The 14,765-nt window shown below is 60.9% G+C and carries 17 protein-coding genes; 6 read left to right on the top strand and 11 right to left on the bottom strand.

Annotation, left to right across the window (positions count from 1 at the left end; genetic code table 11):
- Window positions 1-17: 17 nt before the first annotated feature.
- The 3 genes from ACFQ6Y_RS28875 to ACFQ6Y_RS28865 all read right to left on the bottom strand — a co-directional run bounded on the left by ACFQ6Y_RS28875 (window position 18) and on the right by ACFQ6Y_RS28865 (window position 3,862).
- Window positions 18-1,385: an acetamidase/formamidase family protein gene (locus ACFQ6Y_RS28875; RefSeq protein WP_378640129.1), complete on the bottom strand. Its 1,368-nt coding sequence runs from the start codon at window positions 1,383-1,385 to the stop codon at window positions 18-20.
- A 113-nt stretch (window positions 1,386-1,498) separates the two neighbouring features.
- Complete coding sequence (locus tag ACFQ6Y_RS28870; RefSeq protein ID WP_378640127.1) at window positions 1,499-2,617, bottom strand: methyltransferase; 1,119 nt, start codon at window positions 2,615-2,617, stop codon at window positions 1,499-1,501.
- A 129-nt stretch (window positions 2,618-2,746) separates the two neighbouring features.
- Window positions 2,747-3,862 carry a Glu/Leu/Phe/Val dehydrogenase gene (locus tag ACFQ6Y_RS28865; protein WP_378640125.1) on the bottom strand — a complete coding sequence of 372 codons (1,116 nt, stop codon included), beginning with the start codon at window positions 3,860-3,862 and terminating at the stop codon, window positions 2,747-2,749.
- Window positions 3,863-4,081: 219 nt separating this feature from the next.
- On the opposite strand from ACFQ6Y_RS28865, the gene ACFQ6Y_RS28860 reads away from it, so the two are divergent.
- Both ACFQ6Y_RS28860 and ACFQ6Y_RS28855 read left to right on the top strand, forming a co-directional pair.
- Window positions 4,082-4,594: an Lrp/AsnC family transcriptional regulator gene (locus ACFQ6Y_RS28860; RefSeq protein WP_003941343.1), complete on the top strand. Its 513-nt coding sequence runs from the start codon at window positions 4,082-4,084 to the stop codon at window positions 4,592-4,594.
- A 46-nt stretch (window positions 4,595-4,640) separates the two neighbouring features.
- Window positions 4,641-5,102 carry a 6,7-dimethyl-8-ribityllumazine synthase gene (locus tag ACFQ6Y_RS28855; RefSeq protein WP_003941401.1) on the top strand — a complete coding sequence of 154 codons (462 nt, stop codon included), beginning with the start codon at window positions 4,641-4,643 and terminating at the stop codon, window positions 5,100-5,102.
- Between the two features lie 56 nt (window positions 5,103-5,158).
- Here the strand turns inward: ACFQ6Y_RS28855 and ACFQ6Y_RS28850 are convergent, their stop codons facing one another.
- The 4 genes from ACFQ6Y_RS28850 to ACFQ6Y_RS28835 all read right to left on the bottom strand — a co-directional run bounded on the left by ACFQ6Y_RS28850 (window position 5,159) and on the right by ACFQ6Y_RS28835 (window position 6,977).
- Window positions 5,159-5,365 (bottom strand): hypothetical protein, encoded by a 207-nt coding sequence (locus ACFQ6Y_RS28850; RefSeq protein ID WP_241896139.1) that lies wholly within the window; start codon window positions 5,363-5,365, stop codon window positions 5,159-5,161.
- 160 nt (window positions 5,366-5,525) lie between these two features.
- A complete protein-coding gene (locus ACFQ6Y_RS28845; RefSeq protein WP_378640121.1) occupies window positions 5,526-6,026 on the bottom strand; it encodes a DUF3558 domain-containing protein in 501 nt (166 codons plus the stop codon).
- Between the two features lie 23 nt (window positions 6,027-6,049).
- Window positions 6,050-6,259 carry a hypothetical protein gene (locus tag ACFQ6Y_RS28840; protein WP_378640118.1) on the bottom strand — a complete coding sequence of 70 codons (210 nt, stop codon included), beginning with the start codon at window positions 6,257-6,259 and terminating at the stop codon, window positions 6,050-6,052.
- A 223-nt stretch (window positions 6,260-6,482) separates the two neighbouring features.
- Entirely contained in the window at window positions 6,483-6,977 is a 495-nt protein-coding gene (locus tag ACFQ6Y_RS28835; RefSeq protein ID WP_166502978.1) for a DUF3558 domain-containing protein, read from the bottom strand.
- Window positions 6,978-7,190: 213 nt separating this feature from the next.
- Here ACFQ6Y_RS28835 and ACFQ6Y_RS28830 point away from each other — a divergent pair, with 213 nt between their 5' ends.
- The 3 genes from ACFQ6Y_RS28830 (at window position 7,191) to ACFQ6Y_RS28820 (ending at window position 10,737) form a co-directional block, all read left to right on the top strand.
- Complete coding sequence (locus tag ACFQ6Y_RS28830; protein WP_378640115.1) at window positions 7,191-8,867, top strand: FAD-dependent oxidoreductase; 1,677 nt, start codon at window positions 7,191-7,193, stop codon at window positions 8,865-8,867.
- A 9-nt stretch (window positions 8,868-8,876) separates the two neighbouring features.
- Window positions 8,877-10,313, top strand: coding sequence for an ATP-binding protein (locus tag ACFQ6Y_RS28825; protein WP_378640113.1), 1,437 nt, complete (start codon window positions 8,877-8,879; stop codon window positions 10,311-10,313).
- 70 nt (window positions 10,314-10,383) lie between these two features.
- Window positions 10,384-10,737, top strand: a complete 354-nt coding sequence (locus ACFQ6Y_RS28820; RefSeq protein ID WP_378640110.1) for a UBP-type zinc finger domain-containing protein — start codon at window positions 10,384-10,386, stop codon at window positions 10,735-10,737.
- A 1-nt stretch (window position 10,738) separates the two neighbouring features.
- Here ACFQ6Y_RS28820 and ACFQ6Y_RS28815 read toward each other — a convergent pair whose 3' ends face one another.
- Both ACFQ6Y_RS28815 and ACFQ6Y_RS28810 read right to left on the bottom strand, forming a co-directional pair.
- Window positions 10,739-11,077, bottom strand: a complete 339-nt coding sequence (locus tag ACFQ6Y_RS28815; protein WP_378640107.1) for a hypothetical protein — start codon at window positions 11,075-11,077, stop codon at window positions 10,739-10,741.
- Window positions 11,078-11,110: 33 nt separating this feature from the next.
- Window positions 11,111-11,701, bottom strand: a complete 591-nt coding sequence (locus tag ACFQ6Y_RS28810) for a DUF3558 family protein (RefSeq protein ID WP_378640235.1) — start codon at window positions 11,699-11,701, stop codon at window positions 11,111-11,113.
- Between the two features lie 83 nt (window positions 11,702-11,784).
- Here ACFQ6Y_RS28810 and ACFQ6Y_RS28805 point away from each other — a divergent pair, with 83 nt between their 5' ends.
- A complete protein-coding gene (locus ACFQ6Y_RS28805; RefSeq protein ID WP_003941279.1) occupies window positions 11,785-12,840 on the top strand; it encodes a 2,3-butanediol dehydrogenase in 1,056 nt (351 codons plus the stop codon).
- Here ACFQ6Y_RS28805 and ACFQ6Y_RS28800 read toward each other — a convergent pair.
- Both ACFQ6Y_RS28800 and ACFQ6Y_RS28795 read right to left on the bottom strand, forming a co-directional pair.
- Window positions 12,830-13,153: a 4Fe-4S dicluster domain-containing protein gene (locus tag ACFQ6Y_RS28800; protein WP_378640104.1), complete on the bottom strand. Its 324-nt coding sequence runs from the start codon at window positions 13,151-13,153 to the stop codon at window positions 12,830-12,832. The genes ACFQ6Y_RS28805 and ACFQ6Y_RS28800 overlap by 11 nt on opposite strands.
- Complete coding sequence (locus ACFQ6Y_RS28795) at window positions 13,150-14,739, bottom strand: FAD-dependent oxidoreductase (protein WP_378640101.1); 1,590 nt, start codon at window positions 14,737-14,739, stop codon at window positions 13,150-13,152. Before ACFQ6Y_RS28795 ends, ACFQ6Y_RS28800 begins: the two co-directional genes overlap by 4 nt.
- Between the last annotated feature and the right edge of the window lie 26 nt (window positions 14,740-14,765).

Genomic DNA, 14,765 nt, shown 5'->3' with positions numbered 1-14,765 from the left:
ACGGATCGCCCTTCTCACTATTCGAAGTGGGATTTGAAGATCTGGCCGTGGACGCCCACGGTTCGATCGACTACCTGTGAGACCGTGAAATCCGCTGCGGCAGAAAGATAGGCGTAGGCCGTCGCTCGATCCATTCCGCGATCATGCTCGAGGAAGTCGAGCGCGTTGACCACCGCGCGCCGCATGGCACCGTTGAGGTCACTGTTCTGCCCGTCGACCGAACCGTTGGGGTCGGACAGGCCGATCGGAATCCAAGCCTCCTCGGTCTCTGCGAACGGGTATCCGAATGCCACCGACGGGGCGTCGCCGGAATCCTTCTTGCACACGCTCAGTCGGAACGTGCCGCGCAGCGAACCTTCCATCGCCGTCAGCGCTGCCTCACCATCGCCCATGGCCATGTGTGGGTCACCGACGTAGAACAGGGCGCCTTCGGCAAAGACCGGCAGGTAAAAGGTTGATCCGACGCCGAGATGCCTGATGTCGATGTTCCCGCCGCCCAGCGTCGGAGGAATGGAGTTCGACGACGGGGATGTCGGATCGGCGTCCGTGGAGTAGGCAACTCCCATCATTCCCATGAACGGACGCAAGGGAAACCGCACCTTCGACTTTCCGAAGGGCATCACGCCTTTGCCGTCTTCGATCGCTGTGAAAGTGGAAACACCGCCGTACTTCAACGGATCCTTTGTCGCCCGCCCGTCCGTGGCGACCGGCGGCATGACTTCGTCCAGAGTGATTCCCGCCGGAGCGGTTCCATCTGCCGTGACGGCGAGAGCGCCCTTGCCGTGTCTGCTCGACACAACACCGTACGGCACGCGGGGAATGGCCTCGAGGGTCTCGATCTTGAGTACGTCCCCGGGCTGTGCGCCCTCGACGAAGACGGGTCCGGTGACGACGTGCGGGCCGTCCTTGTCGAAGTTTCGTTCGGTTCGGTTGTATTCGGCCGCAACGGCAATCGCGTCCTCGAGCACGTCTTGCTCGGAAACGCCTTTACTGCCGAAGTATTCGAGGGGATTGCGACCTTGATCCTCGAGAATTCCCTCGTGCGAGAGGGCGTCGATGGTGACGGTCTGGCCCGACTTCATCCGCATCACTTCGCGGGTATGAATGTTGGGCACATAGCCCCACATGACGTCCGACGGATCCGAACTCAGATAGTGATCGCCGCTGACATTTCCGCGGCCCGGTTGCAGTATCGGAACACCATCGGCGAATGGCAGTGCAGAGGAGGATGATCCAGCCGGCGATGCGTTCGAGTGCGCGCACCCCGAAGCCACACCGGCAACTCCTACGCCCGCGCCGAGGGCAGCGACTGCCCTCATGAATCCGCGTCGGCCAAGTCCTTTCGTCAGGTCTTCGGCTGCGTTGCGGGCAAGAGTGTTTTCCATCGAGTTTCCTCCGGAGTGCGTGACGATGTGCGACTGCGAAGAAAGCTAGACCCGATTTGTTACTCGTTCATTACCATTTCATGGCAAGGAAATACCTTTGACTGAGAATGAATTCAGCGACGGCGAAGCCGCCAGAGCGAGGTCGTCTCTCTTGCCCGGGCTGCGTGAAGCGCATCGGTTCGGTCACTGACCTTTGCGTGCGTCGGCTTGACGTCCATGCGGTCGACAACGGTGAGTCCACCGGCCGCGATCAGGTCGTGCAGTTCGGATCGCGTTCGGAGACCGAGATGTTCGGCAATGTCCGAGAGGATCAGCCACGCTTCTCCCCCGTCGTCCAGATGCGCTGCGACACCAGTCAGGAAGCCCTTCAGCATCGCTCCAGCGGGGTCGTAGACGGCGTATTCGATGGGCGAGGTGGCCTTGGCCGGAATCCAGGGAGGATTGCAGACCACCAACGGAGCGGTGCCTTCGGGAAAGAGGTCTGCTTCCACCACATTCACCTGATCGCCGTAGCCAAGCCGCGAGAGGTTGCTACGGGCGCATTGCAGTGCCCGGGGGTCCTGGTCGGTGGCTGTCACTGTCTTGACGCCGCGCTGCGCCAGTACGGCGGCAAGAACGCCGGTGCCGGTGCCGATGTCGAAAGCCGATTCCATCGACGGCAGTGGTGCAGACGCGACCAGATCGACATACTCGCCGCGGACGGGTGAGAACACTCCGAAGGCGGGATGGATGCGCTCGTCGAGAGCCTCGATGAAAACACCTTTGCGGTGCCACTCGTGAGCGCCGATCGCGCCGAGGATGTCACGCAACGAGCGAACCGACGGCTCACCGGTAATCCCGAAGGCTTCGGTCAACGCCAGTTGCGCGTCCGGGGAGCGCCGAAGTGGAATCGACAAATCTGCATCCAAGGGAATGAGCAGCATGCCGAGAATCTGCGCACGACGCCCTTGGGTCTGCCGGTGGAGATGGAAGGCTTTGGCCGGATCGTCGGAGGCTCGGCGCGGCTTGCGGTCGATGCGCGACGCGACGGCCTTCGTCAGTTGGCGAGCGTTCTGAAAGTCTCCGCGCCACAGCAGCGCCGTGCCTTCGCACGCCAAGCGATAGGCGTCGTCGGCCTTCATCGTGTCGTCGGCGACGACGATGCGCTTGGGCGCCGGGGCGTTGCTCGTCGAACCCCAACGGGCCGATTGTTCGGCGTCGTTCTCGGTCCACACAGCGAATTGTTCAGTCATGTAAGCCCTTCCGGCGTCCGACGCATGGCGGCCGGTCTACCGGCTGAAGTGGTCCAGATCTGCAAAATCTGCTTGTCTGGTGTCCACACTAGTCGGGACCGGCCGCGCTACATGACTGTGAGAGGGATGTCAGCCCTTGGCGACGCGAGCTGCCTCGGCGATCCGAGCCTCGGCGACCGCGTCAGCAGCCTCGCCGGCGAGGATTCCGTCCTTCTTCGACTTCGCGAAGATCTCGGTGACCGTGTCGAAGATCTTCTCGACCTTGAGCTTGACCTCTTCGGCCGAGTTGCCCTTCAGCTCGCCGGCGACCTGGATGAGGCCGCCGCCGTTCGCCACGTAGTCAGGGGTCCAGGTGATGCCGCGGTCACGGAGGATGTTCTCGACCTCGGGGACGGTGAGCTGGTTGTTGGCAGCGCCGCAGACAACCTCGGCCTTGATCGAGCGTGCGGTCGTGTCTGTGAGGGTTGCGCCCATCGCGCAGGGTGCGTAAACGTCGAGATCGGCGTCGACGATGCTGTCGACGATGCTCACCTGCGGGAAGTCCGCCTTGACACGGTCGAGCGCTGCGGCGTTGACGTCGGTCGCGAGAACGGTTGCGCCGTCTGCGAGGAGGAGCTTGATCAGCTCGTAGCCGACCTTGCCTGTGCCCTCGACACCAACGGTCTTGCCCGCGAGCGACGGAGTGCCCCAATGCGACTGCGCTGCGGCGCGCATCGACTGGAATACGCCGAGGGCCGTCATCGGCGCGCTGTCGCCGGAACCGCCGACGGTGGCATTGCGGCCGACGACGAAGTCGGTGTTGCGACCGATGATGTCGAGATCGTTGGAGTTGGTTCCGACGTCACCAGCGGTGATGTAGCGGCCACCGAGGGTCTGGACGAATTTTGCGTAGGCGCCGAGCAATTCGTCGGTCTTGGCCGTTGCGGGGTCGCCGATGATGACAGCCTTGCCGCCGCCGAGGTCGACGCCGGCAACCGCAGCCTTGTAGGTCATGCCGCGCGAGAGGCGCAAAACGTCTGTGACTGCGGCGGATTCGTCGGAGTACGGGTAGAAGCGCGTTCCGCCGAGCGCGGGGCCGAGCGTCGTGGAGTGGATGGCGACGATGGCCTTGAGGCCGCTCGCGGGATCCTGGAAGAAGCTCACCTGCTCGTGGGGGTAATCGCGCAGGTAGTCGGCGCGATCGAACACGCCCGCAGTGTCGTCATGGGAAACAACGGAGTTCACGGGCTCGGCGGTGAGAGTCATTGTGGGATAGACCTTTCCGAAGGATTAACGGGGCGCAGTCGAAATATTGGGACGAATTGGCCATTGGGTACTATTAGGGACAAATAACCCAAAGAGAATCCCGCTGAGCAATTCGTGGAACCAATGCTCTGCCTGAGTTACGATTTGGTCAATGCAAATCTCTTGAACTAGTCAATTCGATCATCCAGTGACTCATATCACTGAGGAGAGGTTCACAAAGTGCTCAGCATCGACAAGCTCGACGTCCAGTTGCTCGGACTGCTCAGCAAGGACTCGAGGATGAGTGTGGCCGAGTTGGCCAACTCGTTGGGCGTCGCCCGCAACACCGTCCAGTCGCGAATGAAGCGCATGGAATCCAACGGACTTCTCACCGGGTTTCGGCCGAATCTCAATCTCCCCGAGGTCGGTATCCCGATTCAGGCATTTGTCGGTCTGGAGCTCGAGCAGGGCAAGATCAGCGCAGTGGCCCGCAGTCTGACCGAGTTGCCCGAGGTGATCGAAATTCACGCCACAACCGGCCGCGAGGATCTGCTCGTTCGGGTTGCCACGTCGACGCACGCGGCATTGCAGAAGTTGGCCGAGCAGATCGTGTCGCTTCCAGGCGTCACGCATTCGACCACGACCATCGCTCTGACCAATCCCCTTCCGTATCGAATTCAGCCTCTCCTCGAGCACCTCACCAATGACGCCGGCTGGGGTCGTTCGACTGCCTTCCCCCGCCAGCAGGACTAGGACGGGTGGTCGCGTCGATGCTTCCCGGTGCGCTAGTTTCATGGTTATGAGTGAGATCCAGGGACAGCGCATCGCGTTCATTCAGGCGACGTGGCATCGCAACATCGTCGACCGTGCACGCGACGGATTCACCGACGCGATCGTCGAGCTCGGCTACCCCAAGGACACGGTTGATTTCTTCGAGGTACCGGGGGCTTTCGAGATCCCGCTGCATGCTCGACGGTTGGCCAAGACCGGCCGCTACCAGGCGATCGTCGCCGCAGGTCTGGTCGTCGACGGCGGTATCTACCGGCATGACTTCGTGGCGACGGCTGTCATCGACGGTCTGATGCGCGTGCAGCTCGACACCGACGTTCCGGTCTTCTCGGTGGTTTTGACGCCGCATCACTTCCACGAGCACGCCGAGCACGTCGACTACTTCAGCACGCATTTCGTGAAGAAGGGCGCCGAGGCTGCGCGCGCGGTCGACGCCACCGTCAAGTCGTTGAAGGCCCTGCCCACCAGCTAGTCGTTACCCAAGTCTCGCTGAGTCGAATGCCATCGGCTCAGCGAGATTTTTTGTGTCTATCGAGGGGTGTCGACGCTTGCCAGTGCGGAGGCGTTCGAGTCGTCGACTTCGCCGTAGCGGTCGACGCATTGCTGGAAGAAGTCCCGCATCTCGGTGACCACCTGGATGTGGCTGGTCAACGACTTCTCCAACGAATCTTCACCATCCTTAGCTTTCTTGGAGAACTTCTCGGCCAGGTTGATTCCAGATTGGAGCGTTCCCATCCCAGAAACATTCGCTATCACGAACAGATTTCTGCGCATCTGATCGAGTTCGCCAAGAAACCCATTGCATGCCGCAACCACATCACGTGCGATGTCTGGCTCAACTTCCAGCCGCGAGTCGTCAGACCCATTGCTTCGATCAGACCAGCTCACCGAGACCTCATTTCGGTAGCGTCGGTTCAAGATTGACCGACAGACGCTGCACAACAACACAACTGGACTCTTGCCGAACCTCAGACAGCTTTCGTTCTACGTTGAACCAGATTGAGCCGTGTTCGACCGAGAAAGCAAGATAACAACCATTGTTGTCCTCGTCGTCGACGCGCTGATACTCGATACCACGCCGCCCACCGACATTAAGTTCCTCGAACCCTCGGAAATCAGGATTCCGTCGAACATCGTCGACGGTGTACGACGATGAATACACGGTCAAGAAATACCAGGACCCGCTCCACCCACAGATTTTCCATCCTGGCTGCTCCACGCCCGCCGCACCAGCTTCCTCGGTAGCCGGATCAAGCCCAACTTCTTCCAGAACCGAGTCCGGAATGTCCTTGCAGGGATCGAACAATCCCTCTTGGCCGGACGCAGGTTGCGGCGCCCCTTGCAACGATGCACTGCACCCCGCCGCCAGTGCGCCCGCGAACAGTACGGCCGCCACCCTGTTGGCCTTCATCCGAGAACTCACGAACCCGGAAGATCCTGGCCCGCGAGCGTGACCGCGTTGGAAGTATCGACACCGCTGTAACTGTCCAGACACTTCTGGAAATAGTCCCGCATCTCGGTGACAACCTGGACGTGGCTCTTCAGCGCCTTCTCCAACGAGTCCTCCCCACCGACGGCCTTCTTGGAGAATTTTCCAGCGAGGTTTTCCGCGGAGGTCAAAGATCCCATGCATTTCACATCGGACACTCCGCCGACCATCCCCAACGCGCCCTCCAACACGAGCAGGTAGCTGTCACAGGCACCAATAAGCCCGTGAGCGACTTCCGGATCCAATTGAAAGGAAGGTCCACCAGCGTCTAGGTCCCACAACAGCGATAACGCTGGTCGGCTGCTAAGGAGTATCTCTGGATTCGTCACGTCGCTCCCCCGTCCTTGCCGATGCCTCGGTCGATCAATTCGGCCATAAACCCTCGAACCTCCCCGCGAACCCAAATGCCAATTGACAGGTCGGCTCCTCGATCGGGCGAATTCCCTTGCGGTAGACCTTCAACCAAACCGACCCTTGCCCTGTATCCACAGCGACGTAACACGCGCCGTCATCCAAGTCCGCCGTCCTTCGGAACTCGATAGCCTTGCGCTGTCCAACCTCGATATCGCGCAGCTGCGCATAGTCCGGATTCGCCCGGATGTCGTCCGTCGAGTGCTCGTTTGCGTACATCGCGGCGAAGTACCACGAGCCTGACCAGGTGCAGATCTTCCACCCGGGTTGCGCAACACCCGCGATGTCAACTTCCTCGGTCGCCGGATCAAGCCCCACTTCCTCCAACACCGAGTCCGGAATGTCCTTGCACGGATCGAACAAACCCTCTTGGCCGGATGCAGGCTCAGCCGCCCCCTCCACGACTGAGCTGCATCCTGCCGCAGCCCACACCAACATCCCAGCCATGAGCAGTCGCCCAACCCCCACCGACCCCCGCATGGCACCCCCTGTTGATGTGGACCCACTCTATTGGATGCATCAGAGACCCCATCGGTTCCCGCAATCTTGAAATTCCCAGGTCACGATCGCCGGTTCACTCAGAGCGCATCTCCAGCGATTGACGCTCAGCTCAGCAGTCGCATACTGGAGAGGTTGACCACGACTTCGGGAAGGCACCGAGTGAGCGCACCGAAAGCCCCGGCCAAACCAGCGATCCTCAGCGTCGACGACGATCCTGGTGTTTCGCGTGCCGTCGTTCGAGACCTTCGCAAACGGTACGGCGAGAAGTACCGAATCATTCGCGCGGAGTCCGGCGACCAGGCTCTCGAAACCTTGCGTGAAATGAAACTTCGCGGCGATGCAGTCGCTGTGATCGTCGCCGATTACCGCATGCCTGGTTTGAGTGGAATCGAGTTCCTCGAACAGGCAATGGACCTGTACCCCGTAGCTCGGCGCGTTCTACTGACCGCCTACGCCGATACTGATGCTGCGATCGACGCCATCAACGTCGTCGACCTCGACCACTACCTTCTCAAGCCGTGGGATCCGCCGGAAGAGAAGCTGTACCCCGTCATCGACGCGCTGCTCGATGCCTGGGCTAGCTCGAGCCATCACCCCTCCGAGGAAACCAAGGTGATCGGCCATCGTTGGTCCGAGCGATCATCCGATGTTCGAGAGTTCCTGGCACGCAACCAACTTGCCTATCGCTGGTACATGTCGGACGAGCCTGAAGGTCAACGACTTCTCTCGGCCGCCGGCACCGACGAACTGCGCCTTCCCGTCGTCATCGCATCCAACGGAGATGTCCTCGTCGAGCCCACCGACGCCGAACTCGCCGACAAACTCGGGCTGAGCACCACTCTCTCCGAAGACTTTTACGATCTCGTTGTCATCGGCGGCGGCCCCGCCGGTCTGGGAGCCGCCCTGTACGGCGCTTCGGAGGGGCTTCGGACGGTTCTCATCGAACGGCGAGCGACCGGCGGTCAGGCCGGCCAGAGTTCGCGGATCGAGAACTACCTCGGCTTCCCCGACGGAGTCTCCGGCGCGCAGTTGGCCGATCGGGCGAGGCGCCAGGCAACCAAGTTCGGCGCCGAAGTCATCACCGCTCGCGACGTCACCGGTTTGGAAATCAACGGCTCGGCCCGCACAGTGCGTTTCGACGACGGTTCGTCGGTCGACGCCCATTCGGTTATCTTGGCGACCGGTGTTTCCTATCGCCAACTTTCGGCACCGGGGCTCGATACCTACACCGGCCGAGGGGTTTACTACGGATCGGCCGTCACCGAAGCCGCTCGGTGCAGCGAGCAGGATGTGTACATAGTCGGCGGCGCCAATTCGGCAGGCCAAGCTGCGGTCTACCTCTCCCGCGGAGCTAGGTCAGTCACCATTCTCATTCGCGGCAACTCGCTCGAAGCATCGATGTCGTACTACCTGATTCAGCAGATCGAGAAGAATCCAAAGATCACCGTGCGCACGTGCACTGAGGTGATCGGAGCCGAGGGTGACGATCACCTTGAACGAATCACGCTGCGTAACAGAGCTACCGGAGAGGAAGACACCGTCGATGCTCAGTGGTTGTTCATCTTCATCGGTGCCGCTCCCCTGACCGACTGGCTCGGCGACGTGGTGGTCCGCGACGGAAATGGCTTCGTCCTTGCCGGCCCGGACCTTCCGTCCGAAGGTGTCACACCGGACGGGTGGCCTCTTGACCGTGCGCCACATCATCTCGAAACCAGTGTCCCCGGAGTATTTGTCGCCGGGGACGTACACGCCGAATCGGCCAAACGCGTCGCGTCGGCCGTCGGAGAGGGCGCGATGGCCGTGATGTTCGTCCACCGCTATCTCGCTCAACAATAGGGAGATTCGATGTCCATTCCTGAGTGCAGCCCCGACCTGCTTCGCACCCTGTTCCTGTTCGAGAAGCTCACCGACGATCAGCTCGAATCGCTTTGCCAGGCAGGCCATATCACCGAGATCGATCGAGGGCAGGTCTACCTCGAAGGTGAGCCTGCCACCTGCTTCTACGTCCTGATCGAGGGCGAGGTCGTGCTGTCCAAGCTGTCGGGCGGCGAAGACATCGAGATCAACAGGACCACCCAGCGCGGCGTCTACTCGGGAGGATGGACGGCGTATCTCGGCGATCGGGTACCGCAGGTGTACGCCGGTTCGATGCGGGTGACGACTCCTTCGACGTTTTTCGTCCTGGACGCCGACAAATTCGGCAATGCGATGCGCGAGTGGTTTCCGATGGCGGTTCATCTACTCGAAGGTGTTTTCTTCGGCAAGAAAAACACCCAGCAGATCATCGACCAACGCGAACGACTGCTGGCGCTTGGATCACTGTCGGCGGGATTGACTCACGAGCTCAACAACCCTGCAGCCGCAGCGGTTCGAGCGACGGCGTCGTTGCGCGAGCGTGTTGCAGGTATGCGTCACAAGCTGGGAATGGTCGCGTCAGGCACCTACGACCGCGATGCACTCGTCACTCTCATGCGGCTTCAAGAGGAAGTTGCAGAGGTTGTCGCCAAGGCGCCGACGCTCACTCCCCTCGAAGCCTCGGATCGAGAGGATTCGTTGGGTGAATGGTTCGAGGATCATTCGATTCGAGAGGGTTGGGATCTGGCTCCGACCTTCGTGCAGGCTGGTCTCGACACCGCTTGGCTCGAGAATGTTGCTGCAGCAGTGGATGAGTCCGTACTCGAAGGTGCAATTCGCTGGTTGAATTACACCATCGAATCCGAACTCCTGATGAACGAGATCGCAGACTCCACAACGAGAATCTCGACGCTCGTCGGTGCGGCCAAACAGTATTCACAGATGGACCGCGCTCCCTTCCAGACCATCGATGTCCACGAACTGCTCGACAGCACGTTGATCATGTTGGGGCAAAAGATCGGAAGCGGAATCGAAGTCGTCAAGGAATACGACCTCACGCTGCCACCGATCGACGCCTACGCCGCCGAACTCAATCAGGTGTGGACCAACCTCATCGACAATGCGGTCTCTGCCATGGACGGATCGGGAACTCTCACCGTTCGGACAACCCGAGACGGTGACCGCGTGTGCATCGAGATCTGCGACACCGGTGCCGGGATTCCCGATGACGTCATCGACAGGATCTTCGAGCCGTTCTTCACGACAAAGCCAGTTGGTGAGGGAACCGGTCTCGGCCTTGATATTTCGTGGCGAATTGTGGTCGGCAAGCATCGTGGTGAGCTGCGGGTCACGTCTGAGCCCGGTAACACCCGGTTCAGAGTTTTGTTGCCAATCGCGGGCCCACCGCGGGATACGCGCGACGACTAGTCGCCCTTGCACGGCCGGTAGGCAAAGCGCACGATGAAATGACCGACTTCAGTCAGTGAGAGGGTGGACCATGACCGACGGACTTCCAGCGGGGATCGATCCGAGCGTGCCGCCCAGTGGCGCGGGATGCGTCGACTGCGATGCGAGCGGCGGTTGGTGGGTGCACCTGCGTCGATGCGCGCAATGCGGTCACGTGGGGTGTTGCGACTCCTCACCGTCACAGCACGCGAGCAAGCATGCGGCCTCGACAAAGCATCCGTTCATGCAGAGCTACGAACCCGGCGAGGATTGGTTCTGGAGCTTCGAAACCAACGAGGCGTACGACGGACCCGAATTGGCGGCGCCCACTTCACATCCCGTAGATCAGCCGACGCCGGGACCTAAGGGTCGTGTCCCAGCCGATTGGCAGCAACACATCCACTGACTCAGTTCGGTTGGTCGATCGACCTCAAAGTCGAGACGTTCGACGACTCCTGATCCAATGCGTTGTCGATGCAGGCTTGAAACTGAGCTTGCATCGACTTGACAGCTTCGACGTGGCTTTTAAGTACGTCGAGTAGGGCGTCCGGCCCACCCACAGCCTTCTGCTCGAATTTGGTCTGGAGCGCTTGTCCAGACACGAGCGTGCCGAAGGCGTCGATCGTCCCCAACTCGATCGCTTTGACAATCATCGCTTGCAGTTCCGCATGCAGCACGTCACACGCATCATGCAGACGGGCAGCGATTCCAGCGTCAAGGAAAAACACATCGCCAATGTCACTCATCGAACCTCCTCGGTCGTCGATTCAATGCCAGTTTCAGTTCGGTAAGTGCGGACGAAGCACAACTGCTTGACGAGTCGCCAATTCGCATAGTTCTTCCTTGTGAGTCTCACCAAAGAGAGCATCAATCCGAACGAATATCGCACCCTGCTGAACGGGTATCGCGACCATGCACAGATTCCCGTCCACATCTCTGCGCTCGCGAAATGTTATTGCTCCCGCCCCGACAGCTGGCGCATCCCGAATATCTGTGTCGTTGGGATTTCGACGAACATCGTCGAGCGTGTGGAATGTCGACCACACTCCGAGCTGATACCAATCCAACATCCAGGTGCATATCTCAAATTCCCCCTGACGGACGCCGAGGATTCCGGTCTCTTCACTCGCGACGTCTGCGCCGAGACCTGAGATCACTTCGTCCGGAATTGCCGAACATGGGTCGAAGAGCCCATCTGCTCCATCTGGGCGAACTGCATTCCCCTCGATAGTCGAGGAACAACCCCCAACCAACAGCGCGGCCGCGACCAAGACCACTGCACCCCTCACTCCCACAGCACACCCCCTCGTTCGCAGCCCGCTCACAGTATTGGACGCTCCCCAGGACCGATCGGTTCCACCCCATTGCATTCCGTTGCAACCCTTCACCCACGCCGACAATCGGCCTAACGTCGATCTACCAGGGGATTCACAACGAAGTGAGGTGCGGATCAATGAAGGCAGCACGGTTCCACGGGCAGAAAGACATCCGGATCGAAGAGATCCCTGAGCCCGAATTGCGGCCAGGAACAGTCAAGCTGAAGGTCGCATGGTGCGGAATCTGCGGCACCGATCTCCACGAGTACCTCGAGGGACCGATCTTCATCTCCGCACCCGGACACCCGCATCCACTCTCACACGAGAATGCGCCGGTCACGATGGGCCACGAGTTCTCCGGCACCGTCGAAGAGGTCGGCGAAGGTGTGACGGACGTCGAGGTCGGTGAAAATGTTGTCGTCGAGCCGTACTTCGTCTGCAACGAGTGCGCCCCGTGCAAGGCGGGCAACTACCACCTGTGTACGAAGATGGGGTTCATCGGCTTGGCCGGCGGCGGTGGCGGACTCAGCGAGAAGGTCGTCGTCGACCGTCGCTGGATCCACAAGATCGGCAACATCCCGCTCGACGAGGCAGCTCTCATCGAACCGTTGAGCGTCGCCCATCACGCAGTCGTGCGCAGTGGAGCCGAAAGCGGCAACGTCGCCATCGTGGGCGGCGCCGGACCGATCGGACTCCTCGTTGCGGCAGTTCTCAAAGGGCTGGGTGTTACGACGATCGTCACCGAACTCAGCGAAGCCCGCAAGGCCAAAGCCCTCTCCAGCGGCGTGGCCGACTACGTCATCGATCCCACCACCGAAGACGTCAAGGCGCGTGTCCTCGAACTCAGCGGAGGCATCGGCGCAGACATCGGTTTCGAGTGTGCAGGCGTCAACGCAGTACTCGACACCATGCTCGACACGGTCAGGCCCGCCGGAGTTGTTGTCAACGTGTCGATTTGGGGCAAGCCCGCGACCATCGACATGCAGAAGCTGGTCCTCAAGGAAATCGATCTACGCGGAACCATCGCGTACGTACGTGACCATGAAGCGGTCATCAAGATGGTCCAGGACGGTGTCGTCGATCTGGCGCCTTTCATCACCGGTCGTATTCAGCTCGAAGAATTGATCTCCGAAGGATTCACCACTCTGATCGAGCACAACGACACTGCGGTCAAGATTCTCGTCAGGTCGTGACCGGACGGGGCACCTCGGGACCCACCGCAGTCAGCGACCCAGGTGCCCGCCCCTTGCCCCATCCCAGCTTCTCTCGATAGCGGCCGATGTGATCGTCCTCGATCACATCGGCCGTTTCCAGCGGTGTGGATTGCGGATGCACGTATAGCGCATCCGTCGGGCAATATGCCTCACACATGAAGCAGGTCTGGCAATCCGATTGGCGCGAAATCACCGGGACACCCGACGCCGTCCGGTCGAAAACATCTGTAGGACAAACGTCTACGCACTTGTCGCAGCCGATGCATGCCGGCGCTGACACCAGCTCGATCATGACGCCACCAGTGCAGGCCCGACAGATTCAGAAGTCCGGGTCCACACCGAATCCAAACCGCTGGTAAGAACGTGATGGTGCTGCGTCACATCGAGTTCGGGAAAATCGTCCCGCTTGCTCATTCCCCGAGTCTCGGTCCGCGCCAACGTCGAGTGATACATCCACCGACCGACAGCCGTGATCGCGGCTGCTTGCCTCGCTGCCATGCGCCCTGCAGGATCGGCACCGAGATCCGCACTCACTGCACCCCACAGCGATTCGAGCTCGCCGAGCGCTGTGGATACTCGATCACCGCTGCGGAGGTAGTTTTTGTCGAAGGGAATCAGCTGTGCCTGAGCAGCTTTCACCACATCGTCGGCAGTAAACCCGGTTCGTGCCGGATTACGCAATCCAACGGTTCCGGCTCCGCGAAGACCACTGGCAGACCCACGTCCGAGCGACAGCGCATAGCGCGCAGCACCGGTTCCCGCCCATGAACCAGAGGACATCGCCCACGCGGCGTTGTGACTTCCCCCGCCGGTAAAACCTCCGCAGATTCGCTCTCGGGTCGCAGCGTCCCCGGCGGCAAACAGTCCTGGAACGGATGACGCGCAATCGTCGTCGACGACGTTGATTCCCCCAGTGCCGCGCACCGTGCCTTCAGCGAGCATGCTGACCTCGAATTTGTCGGTGAACGGATCGATTCCGCGGCGATCGAATTGCAGGAAGAAGTTGGGTTGCCCCAGTCTCATTCGACGCTGCACCTCGGCGTCGGCCCGATCGATCTGCGCGAAGACGGGCTCGTTCCGCAACGTGCTAGCGATGACGGACCTCCCCTTCGCCGAACCGGCTCCTTCGAGCACTCTTCCGTTAGCGTGGAAGAACGTCGCGTACGCGTAGTACGCCGTCTTGGTGATCGTCGATCCGGCCGCTGCGATTCCGTACGCGTTCGAGAACTCCATGCCGGAGAACTCGGCCCCGACTTCCGCTGCCATCAATGCACCGTCGCCGGTATCGACGTTGGTACCCAACGCACCGGAGAGAAACGCACAACCTCCGCTGGCGACCACTACCGCGCCTGCCGAGACGCGGTAGTCCTGGTGTTCGTGGCGTTGGTAGCCCGCAGCTCCGCGAACTCGTCCTTCGCCGTCCACCAACAGCTCCAACGCCGGCGAATGATCGAGGATCCGCACACCGGCTCGACGAATCCAGGTGCGCATCCGTCGCATGTACTCAGGCCCCTGCAAGCCGGTGCGGATCTGCTTGCCCGTGCTGGGGTCGACGGGGAAGGGATATCTGCCCTCCACCGCGAGGAGATCCATGTTGGAGTAGGTCTGCGCGAGGACGCGGTCCATCCAATGGTGATCGGCCAGATATCCGCCTAGCGCCTCGCGTCCGGCCTTTGCCAGCTCACGTGCAGTCGCATCCGGTTCGACGTACCAAACACCCGTTCCGGAGGGGGCCGTTGCGCCGCTCGTTCCGCAGTAGCCCTTGTCGACCAGGACGACGTCTGCACCGGCCTTCGCCGCGCGCAACGCTGCCCACGCGCCGGCGGGGCCACCACCGATCACCAATACATCAGTGGAGAGTTCGAGGACGTCCGTCACTGGCCAGCTCCTGTCAGAGGTCTACG

The sequence above is a fragment of the Rhodococcus sp. NPDC056516 genome (genome assembly GCF_042794655.1).
In the GTDB taxonomy this organism is placed as follows: Bacteria; Actinomycetota; Actinomycetes; order Mycobacteriales; family Mycobacteriaceae; genus Rhodococcus_F.
The sequence above is the reverse complement of the archived record's forward strand: the minus strand, read 5'-3'. Positions and strand labels throughout refer to the sequence as shown.

Coding starts and splice junctions, on each gene's coding strand:
- ACFQ6Y_RS28875 (WP_378640129.1), bottom strand. CDS start 1,385: ATGGAAAACACTCTTGCCCGCAACGCAGCCGAAGACCTGACGAAAGGA.
- ACFQ6Y_RS28870 (WP_378640127.1), bottom strand. CDS start 2,617: ATGACTGAACAATTCGCTGTGTGGACCGAGAACGACGCCGAACAATCG.
- ACFQ6Y_RS28865 (WP_378640125.1), bottom strand. CDS start 3,862: ATGACTCTCACCGCCGAGCCCGTGAACTCCGTTGTTTCCCATGACGAC.
- ACFQ6Y_RS28855 (WP_003941401.1), top strand. CDS start 4,641: ATGAGTGAGATCCAGGGACAGCGCATCGCGTTCATTCAGGCGACGTGG.
- ACFQ6Y_RS28850 (WP_241896139.1), bottom strand. CDS start 5,365: ATGGGAACGCTCCAATCTGGAATCAACCTGGCCGAGAAGTTCTCCAAG.
- ACFQ6Y_RS28840 (WP_378640118.1), bottom strand. CDS start 6,259: ATGGGATCTTTGACCTCCGCGGAAAACCTCGCTGGAAAATTCTCCAAG.
- ACFQ6Y_RS28835 (WP_166502978.1), bottom strand. CDS start 6,977: ATGGCTGGGATGTTGGTGTGGGCTGCGGCAGGATGCAGCTCAGTCGTG.
- ACFQ6Y_RS28825 (WP_378640113.1), top strand. CDS start 8,877: ATGTCCATTCCTGAGTGCAGCCCCGACCTGCTTCGCACCCTGTTCCTG.
- ACFQ6Y_RS28820 (WP_378640110.1), top strand. CDS start 10,384: ATGACCGACGGACTTCCAGCGGGGATCGATCCGAGCGTGCCGCCCAGT.
- ACFQ6Y_RS28815 (WP_378640107.1), bottom strand. CDS start 11,077: ATGAGTGACATTGGCGATGTGTTTTTCCTTGACGCTGGAATCGCTGCC.
- ACFQ6Y_RS28810 (WP_378640235.1), bottom strand. CDS start 11,701: ATGCAATGGGGTGGAACCGATCGGTCCTGGGGAGCGTCCAATACTGTG.
- ACFQ6Y_RS28805 (WP_003941279.1), top strand. CDS start 11,785: ATGAAGGCAGCACGGTTCCACGGGCAGAAAGACATCCGGATCGAAGAG.
- ACFQ6Y_RS28800 (WP_378640104.1), bottom strand. CDS start 13,153: ATGATCGAGCTGGTGTCAGCGCCGGCATGCATCGGCTGCGACAAGTGC.